The organism is Pseudomonas sp. R4-34-07, assembly GCF_003852375.1.
GTDB lineage: Bacteria > Pseudomonadota > Gammaproteobacteria > Pseudomonadales > Pseudomonadaceae > Aquipseudomonas.
The window spans coordinates 4,542,851-4,563,443 of record NZ_CP027760.1; the positions used below are offsets into that span (position 1 = coordinate 4,542,851).

Annotated in this window: 20 protein-coding genes and 1 pseudogene; 7 read left to right on the forward strand and 14 right to left on the reverse strand. The window is 59.1% G+C overall.

Annotated elements, in window-relative coordinates; translation table 11 throughout:
* The first annotated feature begins 96 nt into the window (after nucleotides 1-96).
* Complete coding sequence (locus tag C4J85_RS20920; RefSeq protein ID WP_124368105.1) at nucleotides 97-495, forward strand: GNAT family N-acetyltransferase; 399 nt, start codon at nucleotides 97-99, stop codon at nucleotides 493-495.
* 172 nt (nucleotides 496-667) lie between these two features.
* Here C4J85_RS20920 and def read toward each other — a convergent pair whose 3' ends face one another.
* The 3 genes from def to C4J85_RS20935 all read right to left on the reverse strand — a co-directional run bounded on the left by def (nucleotide 668) and on the right by C4J85_RS20935 (nucleotide 2,526).
* On the reverse strand, nucleotides 668-1,207 hold the full coding sequence (gene def / locus C4J85_RS20925) for a peptide deformylase (RefSeq protein ID WP_124408002.1): 540 nt from the start codon (nucleotides 1,205-1,207) through the stop codon (nucleotides 668-670).
* The gene (locus tag C4J85_RS20930) at nucleotides 1,204-2,160 is read right to left on the reverse strand and encodes a YihY/virulence factor BrkB family protein (protein ID WP_124368107.1); all 957 of its coding nucleotides are present in this window, start codon (nucleotides 2,158-2,160) and stop codon (nucleotides 1,204-1,206) included. The genes def and C4J85_RS20930 overlap by 4 nt, the downstream gene beginning before the upstream one ends.
* A 180-nt stretch (nucleotides 2,161-2,340) precedes the next feature.
* Nucleotides 2,341-2,526: a CsbD family protein gene (locus C4J85_RS20935; RefSeq protein WP_124368108.1), complete on the reverse strand. Its 186-nt coding sequence runs from the start codon at nucleotides 2,524-2,526 to the stop codon at nucleotides 2,341-2,343.
* A 201-nt stretch (nucleotides 2,527-2,727) separates the two neighbouring features.
* Between C4J85_RS20935 and C4J85_RS20940 the strand changes: the two genes are divergently transcribed.
* Nucleotides 2,728-3,105, forward strand: coding sequence for a hypothetical protein (locus tag C4J85_RS20940; protein WP_124368109.1), 378 nt, complete (start codon nucleotides 2,728-2,730; stop codon nucleotides 3,103-3,105).
* A gap of 115 nt (nucleotides 3,106-3,220) precedes the next feature.
* Here C4J85_RS20940 and fadD1 read toward each other — a convergent pair whose 3' ends face one another.
* Both fadD1 and fadD2 read right to left on the reverse strand, forming a co-directional pair.
* On the reverse strand, nucleotides 3,221-4,912 hold the full coding sequence (fadD1, locus tag C4J85_RS20945) for a long-chain-fatty-acid--CoA ligase FadD1 (RefSeq protein WP_124408004.1): 1,692 nt from the start codon (nucleotides 4,910-4,912) through the stop codon (nucleotides 3,221-3,223).
* Nucleotides 4,913-5,292: 380 nt separating this feature from the next.
* Complete coding sequence (gene fadD2 / locus C4J85_RS20950; protein WP_124410625.1) at nucleotides 5,293-6,981, reverse strand: long-chain-fatty-acid--CoA ligase FadD2; 1,689 nt, start codon at nucleotides 6,979-6,981, stop codon at nucleotides 5,293-5,295.
* A 212-nt stretch (nucleotides 6,982-7,193) separates the two neighbouring features.
* Between fadD2 and C4J85_RS20955 the strand changes: the two genes are divergently transcribed.
* Nucleotides 7,194-8,138 (forward strand): alpha/beta hydrolase, encoded by a 945-nt coding sequence (locus tag C4J85_RS20955; RefSeq protein ID WP_124410626.1) that lies wholly within the window; start codon nucleotides 7,194-7,196, stop codon nucleotides 8,136-8,138.
* A 57-nt stretch (nucleotides 8,139-8,195) separates the two neighbouring features.
* Nucleotides 8,196-8,666 (forward strand): MaoC family dehydratase, encoded by a 471-nt coding sequence (locus tag C4J85_RS20960; RefSeq protein ID WP_034115694.1) that lies wholly within the window; start codon nucleotides 8,196-8,198, stop codon nucleotides 8,664-8,666.
* Nucleotides 8,667-8,800: 134 nt separating this feature from the next.
* Here C4J85_RS20960 and C4J85_RS20965 read toward each other — a convergent pair whose 3' ends face one another.
* Complete coding sequence (locus C4J85_RS20965; RefSeq protein WP_124371656.1) at nucleotides 8,801-9,268, reverse strand: PA2169 family four-helix-bundle protein; 468 nt, start codon at nucleotides 9,266-9,268, stop codon at nucleotides 8,801-8,803.
* 204 nt (nucleotides 9,269-9,472) lie between these two features.
* Between C4J85_RS20965 and C4J85_RS20970 the strand changes: the two genes are divergently transcribed.
* On the forward strand, nucleotides 9,473-9,709 hold the full coding sequence (locus C4J85_RS20970) for a DUF3820 family protein (protein ID WP_104505342.1): 237 nt from the start codon (nucleotides 9,473-9,475) through the stop codon (nucleotides 9,707-9,709).
* A gap of 14 nt (nucleotides 9,710-9,723) precedes the next feature.
* Nucleotides 9,724-10,899, forward strand: a complete 1,176-nt coding sequence (locus tag C4J85_RS20975; RefSeq protein ID WP_124410627.1) for an aminotransferase class V-fold PLP-dependent enzyme — start codon at nucleotides 9,724-9,726, stop codon at nucleotides 10,897-10,899.
* Between the two features lie 202 nt (nucleotides 10,900-11,101).
* On the opposite strand, the gene C4J85_RS20980 is transcribed toward C4J85_RS20975, so the two are convergent.
* The 3 genes from C4J85_RS20980 to zwf are packed head-to-tail and all read right to left on the reverse strand — an operon-like array spanning nucleotide 11,102 to nucleotide 13,951.
* Entirely contained in the window at nucleotides 11,102-11,767 is a 666-nt protein-coding gene (locus C4J85_RS20980) for a bifunctional 4-hydroxy-2-oxoglutarate aldolase/2-dehydro-3-deoxy-phosphogluconate aldolase (RefSeq protein ID WP_069076884.1), read from the reverse strand.
* A gap of 17 nt (nucleotides 11,768-11,784) precedes the next feature.
* Nucleotides 11,785-12,498, reverse strand: coding sequence for a 6-phosphogluconolactonase (pgl, locus tag C4J85_RS20985; protein ID WP_124410628.1), 714 nt, complete (start codon nucleotides 12,496-12,498; stop codon nucleotides 11,785-11,787).
* The gene (zwf, locus tag C4J85_RS20990) at nucleotides 12,485-13,951 is read right to left on the reverse strand and encodes a glucose-6-phosphate dehydrogenase (protein ID WP_124410629.1); all 1,467 of its coding nucleotides are present in this window, start codon (nucleotides 13,949-13,951) and stop codon (nucleotides 12,485-12,487) included. The genes pgl and zwf overlap by 14 nt, the downstream gene beginning before the upstream one ends.
* A gap of 220 nt (nucleotides 13,952-14,171) precedes the next feature.
* Between zwf and C4J85_RS20995 the strand changes: the two genes are divergently transcribed.
* Nucleotides 14,172-15,032, forward strand: a complete 861-nt coding sequence (locus C4J85_RS20995; RefSeq protein WP_170039859.1) for a MurR/RpiR family transcriptional regulator — start codon at nucleotides 14,172-14,174, stop codon at nucleotides 15,030-15,032.
* 129 nt (nucleotides 15,033-15,161) lie between these two features.
* Here C4J85_RS20995 and C4J85_RS21000 read toward each other — a convergent pair.
* From C4J85_RS21000 to C4J85_RS21020, 5 genes and pseudogenes are all read right to left on the reverse strand, one after another.
* Nucleotides 15,162-16,006 (reverse strand): annotated as a pseudogene (locus C4J85_RS21000) (D-hexose-6-phosphate mutarotase).
* 100 nt (nucleotides 16,007-16,106) lie between these two features.
* Nucleotides 16,107-17,453: a carbohydrate porin gene (locus C4J85_RS21005; protein ID WP_124368117.1), complete on the reverse strand. Its 1,347-nt coding sequence runs from the start codon at nucleotides 17,451-17,453 to the stop codon at nucleotides 16,107-16,109.
* A gap of 85 nt (nucleotides 17,454-17,538) precedes the next feature.
* The gene (locus tag C4J85_RS21010; protein WP_124371660.1) at nucleotides 17,539-18,699 is read right to left on the reverse strand and encodes an ABC transporter ATP-binding protein; all 1,161 of its coding nucleotides are present in this window, start codon (nucleotides 18,697-18,699) and stop codon (nucleotides 17,539-17,541) included.
* Nucleotides 18,700-18,701: 2 nt separating this feature from the next.
* Entirely contained in the window at nucleotides 18,702-19,547 is an 846-nt protein-coding gene (locus tag C4J85_RS21015; protein ID WP_034115702.1) for a carbohydrate ABC transporter permease, read from the reverse strand.
* Nucleotides 19,540-20,448, reverse strand: coding sequence for a carbohydrate ABC transporter permease (locus C4J85_RS21020; RefSeq protein WP_124364123.1), 909 nt, complete (start codon nucleotides 20,446-20,448; stop codon nucleotides 19,540-19,542). The genes C4J85_RS21015 and C4J85_RS21020 overlap by 8 nt, the downstream gene beginning before the upstream one ends.
* Nucleotides 20,449-20,593 lie beyond the last annotated feature (145 nt).

Here is a 20,593-nt window from a genome sequence, read left to right on the forward strand (position 1 = left end):
ATCTATTTATAACTTTATATGCGGACTCGCAGGCCGATGTTTGCGCCCTGCCGGCAACGGCTACAATGCCCGCCTCGCCCTTTCATTGGTTTGAACATGCACATCGAACGCTTGGCAGCGCCGCTATGGCCGCTGCTGAACAAGTTTTACCGCAGCCACAACTCGTCGATGAAGGCGCTCAAGGACGGGCAGTTGTGGGTGGCGAGGGACACGCAGATCGTTGCCGGGTTATGCCTGACCCCCGTGGTCGGTGGGCAATGGCTGACCGGCGTGTTCGTTGACCCGGCTTATCGCGGCCAGGGGCTGGCGGCGCGGTTGATTCAACAGGCGGTGGCGGGTGTGGACGGCAAGGTCTGGCTGTTGTGCCATCCGGACCTTGAAACGCTGTACCAGCACATGGGGTTTTCCCAGCACACCGTGTTGCCGCAGTCGCTCAGTGAACGGCTGGTGCGCTACAAGCGCAACAAGCCGATGATCGCGATGGGGCTTCGATAACCTGATGGCTTGCGCCCGATAGAAGTGGGTAGGAGCGAGCTTGCTCGCGAAAAACTCACAGGCACCGCGTTCATTCAGCAAGCACGCGTTATCGTTGACATCTTTCGCGAGCAAGCTCGCTCCTACAGGGAGCAAGCCCCCTCTCACATTTGGACCTGTTGCAGTCTGCTGGTCATTCGTCGGCGGTTGGGTCCATTTCCGGGAACATCACTTCGATAAACCCGAACTTGCTGAAGTCGGTAATCCGCGACGGGTACAACCGCCCGATCAGGTGATCGCACTCATGCTGCACCACCCGTGCATGGAAGCCGTCGGCGAAGCGTACGATCGGCTCGCCCTTGGGGTCGAAACCTTCGTAGCGGATCTGCTGATAACGGTCCACAGCGCCGCGCAGGCCGGGGACGGACAGGCAGCCCTCATATCCCTCTTCCAGCACCGGGCTGAGCGGTGTGATCAACGGGTTGATCAGGATGGTCTGCGGTACCGGTGGTGCCTCCGGGTAGCGTTCGCTGGCCTCGAAACCAAAGATCACCAATTGCAGGTCCACACCGATCTGCGGCGCAGCCAGGCCGACGCCGCCCACGTGTTCCATGGTCTGGAACATGTCATCGATCAGTTGCCACAGCTCGGGGCTGTCGAACATTTCCGGCGGCACTGGCGGGGCGATGCGCAGCAGACGTTCATCGCCCATTTTCAGGATTTCACGGATCATTGATCAGGCTCAACGGTAAGAGGCTTGGAATGGTCCCGGCCCAGGCCTGAGACATGTTGTTTTTCACCGGTATGGCCCGGTTCGTCGATTTCTTTTTCGCCGGGGTCCTTGCCTTCGGCGGACATGTGTTCGATCACGGCGTTCATCTCCGCGCCAAGCAACAGCACGGCGGCGGAAATATAGAAGTACAAGAGCAACACGATGATCGCGCCGATACTGCCGTACATGGCGTTGTAGTCGGCGAAGGTTTTAACGTAGTAGCCAAAGCCGAGGGAAGCGACGATCCACACCACCACCGCCAATACGGAACCGGGGGTGATAAAGCGAAACTCCTGTTCGACGTCCGGCATCACGTAGTACATGAGGGCCACGGCAAACATCAGCAGGATCACGATCAGCGGCCAGCGCAGGATGGTCCACAGCGTGACAACGAATTCCTGCATACCGATCTGCCCCGCCAGCCATTCCATCACCTGCGGGCCGAGCACCATCAGCGCGGCGGCGGCGAGCAGCATGCCAGCGATGCCGATGGTGTAGAAAATCGATAGCGGGAAACGCTTCCAGATCGGCCGCCCCTCCACCACGTCATAGGCCGCATTCATCGCGCTCATCATCAGGCGTACGCCAGCGGAGGCGGTCCACAGGGCGATCACGATACCCACCGAGAGCAGCCCGCCCTTGGATTGCTGCAACTGGTCGATCACCGGGTTGACCTGCTCCAGTGCCTGGGGCGGCAATACCAGCTCCGACTGCAGGCGCAGCCAGGTGAAGAAATCCGGCAGATGCAGGAACCCGATCAGGGCAATCAGGAACAACAGGAAGGGAAACAACGAGAACAGCATCTGGTAGGCCAGAGCCGAGGCGTAGGTGGGCATCTCGTCGTCGACGAATTCCGTTACGGTGCGCACCAGCACCTTGTGCAGCTTGAGACCATCGAGTACCGGAAAAATCATAGCGTCTCCTTTCGCCGCAAAGAGGGTGAGGTCGCGGGCGACTCAGGGGCCGTTTTTTACATCAAAGTAGCCCACTTGGCGACTTTGAAACAATTTCTAAACTTTAGTTGCAGCCTTGGATACAAAAACGGCCATCCGTAGATGGCCGTCGGGCTGCTGGGATGAGCCAGCCGGACCGTCTTACTCGGTCGCTTTTTTCACTGCGTCCTTGGTCTTGCCCACTGCCTGCTGAGCTTCGCCTTTCTTTTCCTGGATCACGCCTTCAGCACGCAGTTTGTCGTTGTCCGTCACCTTGCCGACACCTTGCTTGATGTTACCGGCGGCTTCATTAGCTACGCCTTTTACCTTATCGGAAGTGCTGCTCATGGTATTACTCCTGATAACAATCAAATGGTTTTAGGTCACTACGTAGCGGTTGACTGGAAGCCAAGCGCCAGAGTTTCAATTATTTTTAAGTGTGCATTTGATCGAAAGGGGCAGGTTTGCCTTTATGTTTTGCGGCCAACCCACGAGAATGCCCGGCAGATTCAGGCTCGAACGCTGAATAACAGATCCCGTAGGAAGGTTATGAAACTCAATAAAGCACAGGCCATCGCCCGCAGAAACCAGGAACTGGGCGGCGCCGTACTCGGCGTCAACAACTGCCATTTCACCGACCTGGACCCCAAACGCAATATCTGGTGGTTCGACTTGCCAGTGGCGCGGATTGGCGTGGGCCAGTACGAGTGGATCCACTTGTTGATGCACAACGCCGAGACTGACCAACTGCTGCACCTGAAAGTGCCAACGGCGTTCCTGCGTGAGAACCTCGAAGGGTTGGTGGTGCGCAATGCCGGCAAGCGCAAGCCGGAAATCACCCTGGAACTGAGCGCCGACAAGGACTCGTTCCTCAAGGACGTGCGCCCTGCCGGTGCGGGAATCAGCTTTGCGCAGTTCGCCCTGTAATAACGCAGTCATAAATGTGGGAGGGGGCTTGCTCCCGATAGCTAAGTGTCAGTCACGTTATCTGCGACTGGCCCACCGCTATCGGGAGCAAGCCTCCTCCCACATTTGAAGTGCGTTACTTTTTGAAACCGAGCTTCTTCAGTTCTTCATCGCGCAATTCACGCCGCAGAATCTTGCCCACATTGGTGGTCGGCAGCGCATCGCGAAATTCGACGGCCTTGGGCACCTTGTAGCCGGTGACGTTGGCGCGCATGTGTTCCATCACCTGCTCCTTGGTCAGGGTGGCGCCTGGCTTGACCACGATGAACAGCTTGATGTGCTCCCCGGACTTTTCATCCGGCACGCCGATGGCCGCACACTGCAACACGCCCGGCAGGCCTGCCAGCACGTCTTCCAGTTCGTTGGGATACACGTTGAAACCCGAGACCAGGATCATGTCTTTCTTGCGATCGACAATACGCATGTAGCCGTCGGGCTGGATGATCGCGATGTCGCCGGTCTTCAGCCAGCCTTCGCTGTCGAGCATTTCGTCGGTTGCGTCCTGGCGCTGCCAGTAGCCCTTCATGACCTGGGGGCCCTTCACGCACAGCTCGCCGGTTTCGCCCAGCGGCAGCTCGGTGCCGTCGTCGGCGATCACTTTACACACGGTGGAGGGCACCGGGATGCCAATGGTGCCGATCTGGATATGCTGGATCGGGTTGACCGTGGCCACCGGGCTGGTCTCGGTCATGCCGTAGCCTTCGCAGATGCCACAACCGGTCACGGCTTTCCAGCGTTCGGCGGCCGCCAGCTGCAACGCCATGCCGCCTGAAAGAGTGACCTTCAGCGCGGAGAAATCCAGCTTGCGGAAAGCTTCGTTGTTGCACAGCGCCACGAACAGGGTATTAAGGCCGACAAAGCCGCTGAACTTCCACTTCGAGAGCTCCTTGACCATCGCCGGCAGGTCGCGCGGGTTGCTGATCAGGATGTTGTGGTTGCCGATCAGCATCATCGCCATGCAATGAAAGGTAAACGCATAGATGTGGTACAGCGGCAGCGGCGTGATCAGGATCTCGCACCCTTCGTTGAGGTTGGAGCCCATCAGCGCCTTGCATTGCAGCATGTTGGCGACCAGGTTGCGATGGGTGAGCATCGCGCCCTTGGCCACGCCGGTGGTGCCGCCGGTGTATTGCAGCACCGCCACATCGCCGCTGGCCGGGTTGGCATCGCTGACCGCCCGGCCCTGCCCCTTGGCCAGCACGTCATTGAACTTGATCGCTTGCGGCAAATGATAGGCCGGGACCATTTTCTTCACGTACTTGATCACGCTGTTGATCAACAGGCGCTTGAACGGCGACAGCAGGTCGGCGACTTCGGTCACGATCACGTGTTTGATGGCGGTCTTGGGCACGACTTTTTCAGCCAGGTGCGCCATGTTGGCCAGGCAAACCAGGGCCTTGGCCCCGGAGTCATTGAATTGGTGTTCCATTTCCCGCGCGGTGTACAGCGGGTTGGTGTTGACCACGATCAGCCCGGCACGGATAGCGCCGAATACGGCGACCGGGTATTGCAGGACATTGGGCAGTTGCACGGCGATTCGGTCGCCAGGCTTCAAGTCGGTGTGCTGTTGCAGGTAGGCGGCGAATGCGCCGGACAATTCGTACAGTTCACCGTAGGTGATGGTCTTGCCCAGGTTGCTGAAAGCCGGTTTGTTGGCGAAGCGCTGGCAGGACTGCTTCAGTACCGCCTGAATATTCGGATACTCGTCTGGATTGATTTGTGCAGCAATCCCGGCGGGGTACTTATCCTTCCAAAAGTCTTCGTTCATGGAAGCCCACTCCTCAGCGACGCGAATTCATCATCGCATTTGATGCGATTATTATTGGTGTATGTTTTTTTAAGGTGAATCTGGCGCTTCAAGCAGGCCTAGACGTCACAAAGCGCGCCGAGAGTAGCAGCTTTGCCAAGGGCCGACTAGAGCCAAAAGAGGGCCCCACGGTCACTAACACGACTGTCCTACAATAATTGGTCACACTTTTAACGCAGGCAAAATAACCCACTGAAAGGCTCTGGAATAGGGCTTTGCGGGCAATACAAAACAATGTGGGAGGGGGCTTGCTCCCGATGGCGGAGTGTCAGTCACTGCATCTGTGCCTGAAACACCGCAATCGGGAGCAAGCCCCCTCCCACATTTTGTAGCTATTCGGTTCAGGCGATGTCGCGCAGCTCCCGCCGCAGGATTTTCCCCACCGGCGTCATCGGCAGCGAATCCCTGAGCACAATATGCTTGGGCACTTTGTACCCGGTGAAGTTGGTCTTGCAGTAGGCCTTCAATTCCTCAAGGCTCACACCTTCGGCACGCGCGACCACAAACAGCTTCACCGCTTCTCCCGTGCGCTCATCCGGCACGCCGATCACCGCACAGTTGGCCACGGCCGGATGGGCCATCACCACGTCTTCGATCTCATTGGGGTAGACGTTGAAACCCGAGACGATGATCAGGTCTTTCTTGCGGTCGACGATGCGTATAAAGCCGTCGGTATCGATCACGGCGATATCGCCGGTCTTGAGCCACCCCTCGGCGTCCAGCGCCTCGGCCGTGGCCGCCGGTTGCTGCCAATAGCCCTTCATCACCTGCGGGCCCTTGATGCACAGTTCGCCGCGTTCACCCAACGGCAACTCAACGCCCTCGTCATCGATCACCTTCATGGCCGTGGCCGGCACCGGAATTCCTACTGTGCCCAGCCGCGATTGATTGCCATAGGGGTTGGTGCTGGCCACCGGTGAAGTTTCGGTCAGGCCGTAGCCCTCGCCAATCGTACAACCGGTGATCTGCTGCCAACGCTCGGCGGTGGCCTTGATCAGCGCCGTGCCGCCGGAATTGGTCAACTTGAGATGAGAGAAGTCCAGGCTCTTGAAGTCCGGATGCTCCATCAGCGCCACAAACAGCGTGTTGAGCCCCAGCAGCCCGGTGAAGCGCCACTTCTTCAGTTCCTTGATGAACCCGCCGATGTCGCGCGGGTTGGTGATCAGCACGTTGTGGTTGCCGGACACCATCATGCACATGCAATTCGCGGTGAATGCATAGATGTGGTACAGCGGCAGCGGCGCAATCATCACCTCCTGCCCTTCCTTGATCAGCGGATGGCCGTCGTCCCCCAGTTGCGACATGCACGCCCGCGCCTGCTGCATATTCGCCACCAGATTGCCGTGGGTGAGCATCGCGCCCTTGGCCTGGCCGGTGGTGCCACCGGTGTATTGCAGCACGGCGATGTCCTCGAGGCTCACCGGATGTCGCGTCACGCCCAGGCCCGCGCCCATGTGCAAGGCGCGCTTGAACGACACCGCACGCGGCAGGTGGTAGGCCGGGACCATCTTCTTGACTTTGTCGACCAGGGTATTGACCAGCCAGCCTTTGGCGGCGGGCATGAAATCGCCCATTTTGGCTTCGATCAGGTAGTCGATCTCGGTGTCGGTACACACCTCCTGTACCCGCGAACCGAACAGGTTGAGGTAGACCAGCGCACGCACGCCGGCGTCCTTGAACTGGTGGCGCATTTCACGCGGGGTGTACAACGGGTTGGTATTGACCACAATCAGCCCGGCGCGCAGTGCGCCAAAAACCGCAATCGGGTAATGCAACACGTTGGGCATCTGCACCGCGATGCGCTCGCCGGGCTTGAGGTCGGTGTGCTGCTGCAGGTAACCGGCGAACGCCGCACTCTGGCGCTCAAGCTCGGCGTAGGTCAGGGTAATGCCCATGTTGCTGAACGCCGGACGGTCGGCAAAGGTCTTGCAGGAACGCTCGAAGACTTCGATCACTGATTGATAGGCAGTGAGGTCGATGGTGTTAGGCACACCCGCCGCGCGTTTGTCATTCCAAAAATCAGGTTGCATTATTCTTGTCCTCTTTACCTGAGTGTGTCCGGCCGCTTTTCTATGCAGCTACAAAGAGCGGAGCTTTGAGGACGTTAGCAGTAATGGCCAAACAGGCAATACACTGAACTGTGTCATTGATTGTATGAATCTTGTCGCTGAGGCGCAGGCAGATACCCCGCCCCCCACCCGATGAGCTATACACTGCAACGACAATGCGCAAAGGAACCGCCATGAACCACAGCACTTTCTGGCTGACCGCGAACGACCACAGCCGCCTGTACGTCAATCAATGGATGCCCGCCGAGCCCCCCAGGGCCCTGGTGATGCTGTCCCATGGCATGGCCGAGCACAGCGGCCGCTATGGGCGCCTGGCGCAGGCGTTGTGCGGCGCCGGCTATGGTGTGTATGCGCTCGACCAACGTGGGCATGGCCGTACCGCCGACGAAGGCACCTTGGGGCTGTACGCCGAAGAGGATGGATGGAACAAAGTGGTGGGCGACCTGGCCAGCCTTAACCAGCACATCGGCCAGCAGCAACCGGGGCTGCCGATTATTTTGCTCGGTCACAGCATGGGCAGCTATATCGCCCAGGCCTATCTGCTGCATCACAGCGCCAGCCTGCATGGGGCGATACTCAGCGGTTCGAATTTCCAGCCGGTGGCGTTGTATCGCGCGGCACGGGCGATTGCCCGTATCGAGCGCGCGCGCCAGGGTATGCGCGGGCGTAGTGCATTGATTGACTTTCTTTCGTTCGGCTCCTTCAACAAAGCGTTCAAACCCAATCGCACCGCCTTCGACTGGCTCAGCCGCGACCCGGTTGAAGTCGACCACTACATCCATGACCCGCTTTGCGGTTTCCGCTGCACCAACCAGCTGTGGGTCGACCTGCTCGGCGGCTTGCAGCAAATCAGCAAAGCGTCCAATCTCGCGCAGATCGATCCGGGCCTGCCAATTCTGATAATCGGCGGCGAATGTGATCCGGTGAGTGAAGGCAAGCGTCTCAAAAGCCTGGCCCATGCCTTGCGCGACGCGGGCTGCCAGCACCTGCAATTGACGCTCTACCCGCAGGCACGTCATGAAGTGTTCAATGAAACCAACCGCGACGACGTCACCGCGGATGTGCTGACGTGGCTCGAGCACGCCCTAACAGTGCGCAGGCCCACCCGCTGCGAATAATTTTTCGTTTAAAATCAGCCAATTAAATTATTGATTAGCCACAGGATGCACGTTTAGATGACCCAGGTAACCAACACCCCCTACGAGGCCCTTGAAGTCGGCCAGACCGCCAGCTTCAGCAAGACCGTCGAAGAGCGCGATATCCAGTTGTTCGCCGCCATGTCTGGCGATCACAACCCGGTGCACCTTGATGCCGAGTATGCCAAGGCGACCATGTTCAAAGAACGCATCGCCCATGGCATGTTCAGCGGTGCGTTGATCAGCGCGGCGGTAGCCTGTGAACTGCCTGGCCCGGGCACGATTTATATCGGCCAGCAGATGAGCTTTCAAAAGCCGGTCAAGATCGGCGACACCCTCACCGTGCGCCTGGAAATCCTGGAGAAGCTGCCCAAGTTCCGTGTACGCATTGCCACGCGAGTGTTCAACCAGCGCGATGAGTTGGTAGTGGATGGCGAAGCGGAGATTCTTGCCCCGCGCAAACAGCAGGTAGTGACGTTGACCGAGCTGCCGCCGATCAGCATTGGCTGAAAATGACGCAATACAAATGTGGGAGGGGGCTTGCCCCCGATGGCGGTGATTCAGTCAATAAACCTATCGACTGATCCACCGCTATCGGGAGCAAGCCCCCTCCCACACTTTTTACAGCATCTACAACCCAGGGCTTACGACTGAGCGCGAGCCTGGTTACGCAGAGCTTTAACCTGGTCGTGGTTGCGCTGCACGCCGTGGTACTGACGTTCAACCAGATCACGAATACCCAGCAGGTTGTGCTTGTTGATCTTCTCGATCGCTTCCTTGTAAGCCTTCAGTGCGTGGTCTTCACCGCGCTCGGCTTCGTTCAGCACGGACTCTTCGTCCTTACCGGTCACCATCGATTTCACGTCAACCCAACCGCGATGCATAGCACCGGCCACGCTGCCGGATTCTTTCGGCTCGCCACCCAGGGCACGCACGGCAGTTTTCAGCTCGGTGGCAGCAGTGGCGCAATCGGCGGAGCGCTTGACGAACAGGGCTTTGAGTTCAGGGTGCTTAATGTCTTCAGCGCACTCCTGGAAACCCTTTTGGCCGTCGATGCTGGTTTCGATCAGGTCGTTCAGTACGGAGATGGATTCTTTATTGATGTCAGTCATTTTTCAATTCCTTATGTGGGTTGAGAAAGTTGTCTTAATGATTGCAGCGCTCGTGCCAGGTTTTGAAAAATTACTTATTTGTTGTATTTCAATGACTTACGAATTATTGAACCATCTGTATCGACGTTATTTGCATGATCTGTCATTTGGCCTTCATGCAGAATGCCTGTATTTTCCCTGCTATCGAATCAAACGCTGAAGCCCATGAACCCCGAAAAACTCGAATTGCTGATCACCCGCGAAATGCCCTTCGGCAAATACAAAGGGCGGATCATCGCCGACTTGCCCGGCCCCTACCTGAACTGGTTCGCCCGTGAAGGTTTTCCCCACGGGGAACTGGGTGGCTTGCTGGCACTGATGCAGGAAATCGACCACAACGGTTTGGCCGAATTGCTTGAACCGCTGCGCGTTAAACACGGTAAACCCGCCCCTCGCCATTAATTAAGAGCCTCGCCATGCCAAGGAATGCAAACAACGAAAGTCACTGGCAGGCCATCGCCCAGCGCTATGAGCTGGAGCCGGGCCCGATCAATCTGGAAAACGGCTACTTCGGGCGCATGAGCCGTGCAGTCCAGGCCCAGTACCTGGAACACGTTGCCTTCATCAATCGCAGCAACTCGGTGTACGTGCGTCAGCGCTTCGAGCAAGGGGAAAATCTCGAGATTCGTCGCCAACTGGCCGCTTTGATCGATGCAGACCCGGACTCGGTGGCCTTCACCCGCAACGCCACTGAAGCCTTGCAGTCGCTGATCCGCAATTACAACCGCCTGCAACCCGGCGACCAAGTGCTTATCAGTGACCTGGAGTACGACACGGTCAAAGGCGCGATGCGCTGGCTGGCCGGCGTGCGCGGTGTCGAAGTGATCGAGATTTCCCACGCTCACCCGGCCAGTTTCGACAGCCTCGTGCAGATCTATCGCGATACCTTCATTCAGTACCCGCGCTTGAAGCTGATGGCGCTGACCCATGTCACGCACCGCACCGGCCTGGTGATGCCAGTGGCGGCGATCGCCAAGGCTGCGCGTGAACAGGATATTGATGTAATTCTCGACGGCGCCCACGCTCTGGGCCAGATCGATTTCAACCTGGCCGAGTTGGGCATTCAGTTCGCCGGCTTCAACTTGCACAAATGGATCGGCGCCCCGCTGACCCTGGGCTTTCTCTACATCGCCCCCGAGCGCCTGGCGGATATCGACCCGGACATGGGTGAATTCCACTACCCCGCCACGGATGTACGCGCGCGTACGTCGTACAGCACGCCGAACTTTCCGGCACTGATGAGCCTGCCATTGGTGTTTGAAGAGCATCGGCAACTGGGCGGCGCGGCGGCCAAGGGCGCGCGGGTCAATTACCTGCGCAATCTGTGGGTGAACCAGGTGCGGGCTGTGCCAGGGATCGAAGTGCTGACGCCGGATGATCCGAGGCTGTATTGCGGGATTACCGCGTTCAAGTTCGTTGGGCGCGATCAGCAAGTGATGGTGGATCGGTTGCTCAACGATTACGGGCTGTTCACCACGACCCGCACGGGTTCGGCGTTTGGCACGTGTATTCGGGTGACACCGGGATTGGTGACGTCAGCAAAAGACATCGGCACGCTGGTCAACGCCATTACCGAGCTGAGCGAAGATTAAATGTGGGAGGGGGCTTGCTCCCGATAGCGGTGAATCAGTCACTACATGTATTGACTGAACCACTGCTATCGGGAGCAAGCCCCCTCCCACATTGGTTTTGTGGCGTTCTCCAGGTTTTCTACAGGCAAAAAAAAGCGGTACACCGACCAAGTGCACCGCAAAAATGCCGTTAAGCACAGCAACAACGATTCGATAAATCAGATCAATCCAGCAGCGCCAGCGCCTCGGCGGTGACTTCCTGGATACGCGCCCAATCGCCGTTCTTTACCCATTCAGGATCAAGCATCCAGCTACCGCCCACGCACATCACGTTTTTCAACGCCATGTAGCTTTTGATGTTGGCCGGGCCGACGCCGCCGGTCGGGCAGAATTTCACTTCGCCGAACGGGCCACCCAAGGCCTTGATCGCCGCCACGCCGCCGCTGACTTCGGCCGGGAACAGCTTGAAGCGGCGGTAGCCCAGGCCATAGCCTTCCATGATGCCGGAGGCATTGCTGATGCCAGGCAGCAGCGGGATCGGGCTGTGCACCGAGGCTTCCAGCAGGTCGCGGGTGATGCCGGGGGTGACGATGAACTGCGAGCCGGCCACTTCTGCCGCTTCGAGCATATGACGGTCCAGCACAGTGCCGGCACCGGTGCACAGCTCAGGGCGCTGCTCGCGCAATACCTGGATGGCCTTGAGGCCGAACTCGGAACGCAGTGTCACTTCCAGGGCGGTCAGGCCACCGGCAGCCAGGGCATCGGCCAGGGGCAGGATGTCCTGCTCGCGGGCGATAGTGATCACCGGCAGGATCCGCGCCTTGGCGCAGAGGCTGTCGATCAGGGCAACTTTATCCGCCATGGACACGGTCGGTTGAGGGCTTTTCATAGCGGCTGATCCTTGGCTCATGGGCACCAGTAAATCTCTAAAGTAGGTTGCAAAAACGCGCGAATCGGCATGGCGGCGACATCGTCACCGGCCAGCGCGGCGCTCAAGGTAGTCAACTTCGAACTGCCGGAAATCGACAGCACGGTGTAGTGGGCCGTGGCCAGCAATGCACGACTCATGGTCAGGCGCTGGTGCGGCACGGTCGGCGCCAGCATTGGCCAGCAACGGCGGGTGCCGTCGGCCTGCAACGCCTGGGCGAGGTTCGGGCTGTTGGGAAACAGCGATGCGGTGTGGCCGTCATCGCCCATGCCCAGCACCAGCACATCGATCGCCGGCAGTTCGGCCAGCAGGCGATCAGCCTGCTCGGCCGCCTCTTCAAGGTTGGCGGCAGCGCTGTACAGGCTCAAGAATTTCGCCTTGGCCGCCGGGCCCTGCAGCAGGTGCTGCTTTAACAAGCCGGCATTGCTGTCGGCGTGCTCCACCGGCACCCAACGCTCGTCGGCCAGGCTGACCGTGACCTTGGACCAGTCCAGGGCTTGCCTGGCCAGGTTCTGGAAGAACGCCACCGGGCTGCGGCCACCGGACACCACCAGGGTGGCCGCGCCACGGGCGCTGATGGCCGCGCGCAATTGTTCGGCCACGTCATTGGCCAGGCCGTCCGCCAACAGCACGGGCGTACGATACTCATGGGCAGTGACGCCCTGAGGCAGTTTCAATTCAGATATCGCCATACCACGACCTCCCATCCCGCGTGATCAGTGCAATCGAGCTCATCGGCCCCCAGGACCCCGCCGCGTACGGCTTGGGCACATCACCGGATTTTTTCCACCCGGCGATCAACTGGTCACACCACTTCCACGCGGCTTCAATTTCATCTTTGCGAACAAACAGGTTCTGATTGCCGCGCATCACCTCCAGCAACAACCGCTCGTAGGCATCGGGAATCCGTGCGCTGCGATAAGTGTCGGAAAAATTCAGTTGCAGCGGCCCGCTGCGCAGTTGCATGCCCTTGTCCAGGCCCTGCTCCTTGGTCATCACGCGCAGGGAAATACCTTCGTCCGGCTGCAGGCGGATGATCAACTTGTTGCTGATCTGCAAGCGCTGCTCGGGGGCGAAGATATAGTGGGACGGTTCCTTGAAGTGGATGACGATCTGCGACAGCTTTTGCGGCATGCGCTTGCCGGTACGCAGGTAGAACGGCACCCCGGCCCAACGCCAGTTGCGAATATCGGCGCGCAGGGCGACGAAGGTCTCGGTGTCGCTCTGGGTGTTGGAATTCTCTTCTTCCAGGTACCCCGGCACGGCTTTACCGGCGCTGTAGCCGGCAATGTACTGGCCGCGCACCACTTGGGTGGTCAGGCCTTCCGGGCTGATCGGCGCCAGGGCCTTGAGCACCTTGACCTTCTCATCGCGAATGCTGTCGGCAGACAGATCGGCGGGCGGGTCCATGGCGATCAGGCACAGCAACTGCAGCAGGTGGTTCTGAATCATGTCGCGCAGTTGGCCAGCCTTGTCGAAGTAGCCCCAACGGCCCTCGATGCCAACCTGCTCGGCCACGGTGATTTCCACGTGGGAAATGTAGTTCTGGTTCCATTGGGTTTCGAACAGGCTGTTGGCGAAACGCAAGGCGATCAGGTTCTGGACGGTCTCTTTGCCCAGGTAGTGGTCGATGCGGTAGGTGCGGTTTTCCGGGAAAAACTGCGCGACGGCGTCGTTGACCTTGCGCGAGGATTCCAGGTCCGAACCAATCGGCTTTTCCAGCACGACGCGGGTGTTTTCCGCCAGGCCGACCTTGGACAGGTTTTCGCAGATCGCGCCATACACGGCGGCCGGGGTGGCGAAGTAGGCGATCAGGCGCTGTTCGCTACCGACCTTTTCGGCAAGGGCGACGTAGTCGTCGGCCTTCATGAAGTCGACATGCACATACGCCAGGCGCGCCAGGAAACGCTGGGCCACGGCTTCGTCCAGCTCCTTGCCGACGTATTTGCGCAGTTCTGTTTCGATATGGGCCAGGTGCTGCTGCTCGGAACCGGCTTCGCGGGCCAGGGCCAGGATGCGCGTGTCATCGTGCAGCAAGCCGGCGCCATCGAGTTGATAGAGGGCAGGAAATAACTTGCGCAGCGCCAGATCACCCAAGGCGCCAAACAGGGCAAAGGTGCAGGGTTCTACGGTTATCAAAGGCATGATGTTTGTTCTTTTATCAAGTTAAGCTACAAATACCTTTTTTCAAGGCATCACTCAAGGAAAAATGTAGTAATAACCACAACATTTTCCGCAAATACGCATTGCGAGTGGTGGTGTTCGGCTACCCTCAGTAGGATAGGCCACCGCGAAACGCCACTCATCGATTGGTTACCGCCTTTTTATTTGCATCGTCGCCCGAAGGAAAGACTGAATGGACCGCGTGCGAAATCTTCTGGAACAGATCCGGAACCGCCTCGAAGAATTGAACAAGGCCGAGAAAAAAGTCGCCGAGGTCATCCTGCTCAACCCGCAGCAGGCCACCCGCTTCTCGATCGCTGCCCTCGCCCAAGCCGCTTCGGTCAGTGAACCGACGGTCAACCGCTTCTGCCGTTCGTTCGGCGTCAGTGGTTACCCTGAACTTAAATTGCAATTGGCGCAAAGCCTGGCCAGTGGCGCGGCGTATGTCAGCCGCGCCGTGGAAGCCGATGATAACCCGGAGGCCTACACCCAGAAGATCTTCGGCAGCGCCATCGCGTCCCTGGACAGCGCCTGCCAGGCCCTCGACCCGGCCCTGATCAGCAAGGCCGTGGATCTGTTGATCCAGGCGCGGCAGATCCACTTCTTCGGCCTGGGCGCCTCGGCCCCGGTGGCCATGGACGCGCTGCACAAGTTCTTCCGTTTCAACCTGGCGGTAACCGCCCACGCCGACGTGCTGATGCAACGCATGATCGCCTCAGTGGCGCATACCGGTGAGCTGTTCGTGATCATTTCCTACACCGGGCGTACCCGTGAGCTGGTGGAAGTGGCGCGTATCGCGCGGGAAAACGGCGCGTCGGTGCTGGGCGTAACGGCCGAGAACTCACCACTGGCCAAGGCCAGCACGGTAAGCCTGAACATTCCGCTGCCGGAAGACACCGATATCTACATGCCGATGACCTCGCGGATCATTCAGCTGACGGTGCTGGATGTGCTGGCGACCGGGATGACGTTGCGCCGCGGAGTGGATTTCCAGCCGCATTTACGCAAGATCAAAGAGAGCTTGAATGACAGCCGGTATCCGGTGGGGGATGAGTTCAACTGAGCCTGATCGTTCCCACGCTCCGCGTGGGAATGCCTCTTTTGACGCTCCGCGTCACGGCATCAAGAGCAGACACGGAGCGTCAAGGGCTGCATTCCCACGCGCAGCGTGGGAACGATCACAGCCACACCACTAAATCCCAGCCCGAGCCTGCAAACTCAGATGCGCCCTCTCCCCCGGCGCAAGGCTCGCCCGGCCATCGCCGACTCCACGCACACAAACCCCGACGCCTCGTTGAAGCTCACACCCAGCAACGGCCGGCTGCCGGGATGCCACACCACGGTATCGGCGCTGTCGCCGGTGTCGATACACAGTTCCCGCTGCCACGCATGGTCCTTGAGGTGCAACTCACCCTCATGCTGGAACACCCGCTGGCAGCCGCCATCCACCCGCAGCTCGCCTTCCTGCTGGCAAGCCTGGCGGTTGAGCTGGTCATAACCTTGCGCCCCGTCGAGCCCAGACAGCGCTACCTCGTCAACGTGACCGATACGCCAGTAGGCATGCAAAGCGTGGCTCAACTGGCACGGCAGCTCATCCTGATGCTCGGTGCTCAGGCGCAGTTCCAGGGTTTCACCCAAATGCGCGTGCAGGTCCACCTGCCAGTCGCACAGCTGCAGCTGCCAGTGCAGGCGCACGCCATCGTCTTCGGTGCTGCTGTCGAGCAGTTTCCAATCGATCAAGCGCGCCCAACCGTGGGAAGGCCACGCGTTTTCGCTGGGGTGACGGCCATACCACGGCCAGCACACCGGCACGCCACCCCGGATGGCACCGACTTGCGGCCACTTGGCGGCGCACCACAGCCAGGGTTTCTGGCCGGTGGGCTGAAAGTGCAGCAATTGCGCGCCCTGGCGACTGAACACCGCCTGGCACAGCGGATGGTCGATCACCAATACGTCACGCATCTGGAAGCGCTCCCAGGCGAACACCGGACGCTCGCGCAAGGATTTGAAAAAGCGTTGCAGCGGTTGCTCATGCATGTGCACAGGTTCCGAATATCACAGTGCAACCCAAAAAAAAGCGGATAGCCATGGCTACCCGCAAAATGCGCACAGAGAGAAGGAGCTTATCGCAACAGCGTTAGAACGTAGACTGGATTTTCAGGCCCGCTACCAACGCGTTGTCGACTTTGTCCACGCCACCAGGCTGGACAACGTATTGCAGGTTCGGACGCACGGTCAGCCAGTTGGTGACGTGGAAACCGTAGTTGAGTTCGACGTTGTACTCAGTCTCACGAATGGGCGTGTAGAACGGATTGTCATAGTCGCTCACACCATTGGCGGCGTTGAGCAGTTCAGAGTTCTTCTTCACGTCATCGTTGACATGCAGGCGAGCGACGCCAATGCCGACGTCATCTTTTGGACGCGCGTCGAAGGGGCCTTTGTACACCAGCATCAACGACTGGTAGTTGTCGACCAGGTTGGTTTCCTTGTCGTGGAAGGTCGCGTTGGCGGCGATGTTCAGGCCACGGGTAGCGTCGCCGTTATGCGTGGTGAGTTGCTGTTGCGCAACGAACCAGTAGCCTTTCTTGCTGCTGTGGGTACGGTAGGCGGCGCCAGTAGTGGCGGCATCGTTGCCGTTGACGTCTTCGCGTACGTCAGACGCATCGGCAGCGCTTTTGTAGTAACCCACACGGTATTCGCCCGGCAGGTTGTTGACCTTCGGCGACCAGACCAACTCCACCGGAATCACGGTGCCTTTGGTACCGCTGCCGCTGAGTTTGAAGCCGTTGCCGTGCTCCAGTTGCGACGGGTTCTGGTTGTAGGCACCAATCTGCGCATACAGCTCAGGCGTGATGTTGTACTTCACGCGGATAGCGGCCTGGGCGACCGGCCAGTTGTACCAGGTGTTTACGTAGTTACCGACCTGAGAGCCGCAGAACGACAGGTTCTGGAAGTCGCACGGGAAGGTGTTGAAGTCTTCGCCTTCACCGAAGTAGCCGAGCTTCACGTCCAGCTTGTTGTCGAACATCTGGTGCTGAACCCAGAACTGGGTCAGACGCACCATGTGGCCACGGCCATACACTTCCTGAGACGAACTCAAGGTGCCGGCGCGCGGATCGCCAATACGGTCATTGGAAATGTTCTGGCCATTACGGTTGGTGAACTGGATCTTGGCCTGGGTGTTATCCCAGCCCCACAGTTTTTGCAGGTCCAGTGCCACGCCCAGACCGAACTGGTCGGAGTAACGACCGGTCTTGTCGTCGTTGTAGCCACCGTGGGCGTTGTAGCCCATCTCCCCTACGTAGTCGGCCTTGATGTCGATACCTTGCTCGATCAGCTTGGTACGCTCGCCGCCCCAATCGCCGGTCATCCACTTGGAATCGGCGCTGAACGCATCGGCCGCCATCGCATTGGCGGACAATACAAGGGCTGCTGCCGCTGACAGTTGGCAGAACAGCCGAGTGTTGTTGTGTTGCTTTTTCATCCCTACATCCTCGTCTTTATTGTTATTAAACTGTTTTTATCTAACGCGGGTTACATTTTTTAATCAAAACAACTACTTATCTCGCCTAACGACCTTTGAACTGGGTCACATTGTCGGCATGCCCCTGTGCCGGCAATGCAGCAACGGTACCCAATCGCTCACCGGTCGCGGCATCAAACAGCAATACCTTGGCCGGGTCGAACTGCAGGGTCAGGGTCTCGCCCACCTGCGGCGCCACGTCCGGCGCCAGACGGCAGCAGACCTTGGTGTCATTGAGCTGCACGAACACCAGGGTGTCCGGGCCGGTAGGCTCGGTTACTTGGACTTCGGCACGAATGCTCGAAGAACCATTGCCCTCGCCCGCCGCCAGCACGATCTGCTCCGGGCGCAGGCCCAGGATCACATCGCGGTCTTCCAACCCAGCGTCATTCATACTCAGCGGCAGCTCGCAACGGGCCTGGCCGCTGTCGAGCAGCGCCACCAGGCGACCGTCCTTGCGTTGCAGACGCAAAGGTACGAAGTTCATGGGAGGTGAACCGATAAAGCTTGCCACAAACAAGTTGGCCGGGTCGTTGTAAATTTCTTTCGGCGTACCAAATTGTTGGATGATGCCGTCCTTCATCACCGCCACTTTGTCGCCCAGGGTCATTGCTTCGATCTGGTCGTGGGTCACGTACACGGTGGTGGTCTTCAGGCGCTGGTGCATCAGCTTCATTTCAGTGCGCATCTCGACGCGCAGCTTGGCGTCAAGGTTCGACAACGGTTCGTCGAACAGGTAGATCTTCGGTCGACGCGCCAAGGCCCGGCCCATCGCCACGCGCTGTTGCTGGCCACCGGACAGCTGGCCCGGCTTGCGGTTGAGCAAGTGTTCGATCTGCAGCAGCTTGGCCACGCGCGCGACTTCGGCGTCGATGTCGGCCTGGGGCATCTTGCGGATCTTCAGGCCGAACTCGATGTTCTCGCGCACGCTCATGGTCGGGTACAGCGCGTAGGACTGGAACACCATGGCGATGTCACGGTCCTTGGGGCTCATGCCGCTCACGTCCTGATCACCGATCATGATCGCGCCGCCGGAGATGGTCTCAAGGCCGGCGATGCAGTTCATCAACGTGGACTTACCGCACCCCGAAGGGCCGACCAGGATCAGGAATTCGCCTTCCTTGATCGACAGTTCGATGTTCTTCAGGGTGTCGGGCAGGCCGGCGCCATAGGTCTTGTTTACATTGCGAAGTTCAAGCGTAGCCATGATTACCCCTTGACCGCGCCGGCCGTCAGGCCGCGCACGAAATACTTGCCTGCGATCACATAGACCAGCAGGGTCGGCAGCCCGGCGATCATCGCCGCCGCCATATCCACGTTATATTCCTTGGCGCCGGTGCTGGTGTTGACCAGGTTGTTCAGCGCTACCGTGATGGGCTGCGAGTCGCCGCTGGAGAACACCACACCGAACAGGAAATCGTTCCAGATCTGGGTGAACTGCCAGATCAGGCAGACCATGATGATCGGCGTCGACATCGGCAGAATGATCTGACGGAAGATGGTGAAGAAACCGGCACCGTCCAGGCGGGCCGCCTTGATCAACGCATCCGGAATGCTCACATAGTAGTTACGGAAGAACAGCGTGGTGAACGCCAGGCCGTAGACCACATGCACGAACACCAGGCCGGTGGTGGTGCTGGCCAGGCCCATCTTGCCGAGGGTGAACGACGCCGGCAGCAGCACGGTCTGGAACGGCAGGAAGCAGCCGAACAGCAACAGGCCGAAGAACAGCTGCGAACCGCGAAAGCGCCAGAACGACAGTACGTAGCCGTTCAACGCACCGATGGCCGTGGAGATCAGCACAGCGGGCACGGTAATCTTGATCGAGTTCCAGAAGTAGCCATCCACGGTGGCCCAGGCCTTGACCCAGCCAATGCCGCTGACCACGGTTGGCCAGCTCAGCAGGTTGCCGGTGCTGATGTCTTCAGGCGTCTTGAAACTGGTGAGCAGCATCACCACCAGCGGCACCAGGTACAGCAGCACCGCAAGGATCAGCACCGCGTAGATCGCGATGCGACTCAGGCTGATGGCAGGTTTAGCGGCGAGACTAGTCATTGCGCTTGGTCCTCAGCTCGGAATACAGGTACGGCACGATGATCGCGAGGATCGCACCGAGCATCAGGATTGCACTGGCCGAGCCCATGCCCATCTGGCCGCGACTGAAGGTGAACGAGTACATGAACATGGCCGGCAGGTCGGAGGAATAGCCCGGGCCGCCAGCGGTCATCGCCGCCACCAGGTCGAAGCTCTTGATCGCAATGTGCGCCAGGATCATCACCGCACTGAAGAACACCGGACGCAGGCTTGGCAGCACCACGCTCCAGTAGATGCGTGGCAGGCTCGCGCCGTCGATCTGCGCGGCGCGGATGATCGACTGATCGACGCCCCGCAGGCCCGCCAGGAACATCGCCATGATAAAGCCCGAGGCTTGCCACACGGCGGCGATCACCAGGCAGTAGACCACGCGGTCGGGGTCGATCAGCCAGTCGAGACGGAAGCCTTCCCAGCCCCAATCGCGCAATAATTTGTCCAGGCCCATGCCCGGGTTGAGCAGCCATTTCCAGGCGGTACCGGTGACGATCATCGAGAGCGCCATCGGGTACAGGTAAATGGTGCGAATGAAACCTTCGCGACGGATTTTCTGGTCGAGGAAAATCGCCAGCAGCACGCCGATCACCAGGGTGATACCGATGAACATCCCGCCGAACACGGCGAGGTTTTTGCTCGCTACCCACCAACGATCGTTGTCGAACAACCGCTCGTATTGCGCCAGGCCCGCCCACTTGTAGCTGGGCAGGAAGGTGGAGGTGGTGAACGACAGCACGAACGTCCACAGGATGTAGCCATAAAAGCCCACCAGCACGATGAACATGCTCGGCGCCAGCACCAGTTTAGGGAGCCAGCGCTGCAGTGCATCGAATGGCGAGGCCTTGCTGAACACAGCAACAGAACTCATGGGGAAATCCAATACAAGGAAAAGGACTGACAGGTAAAACCATGGCGCTCCCCTGTAGGAGCAAGCTTGCTCGCGAAAGTCTTCAACGATGACGCGGGCATCAGGGATGAACGCGGTGACCTTGAGTTTTTCGCGAGCAATCTCG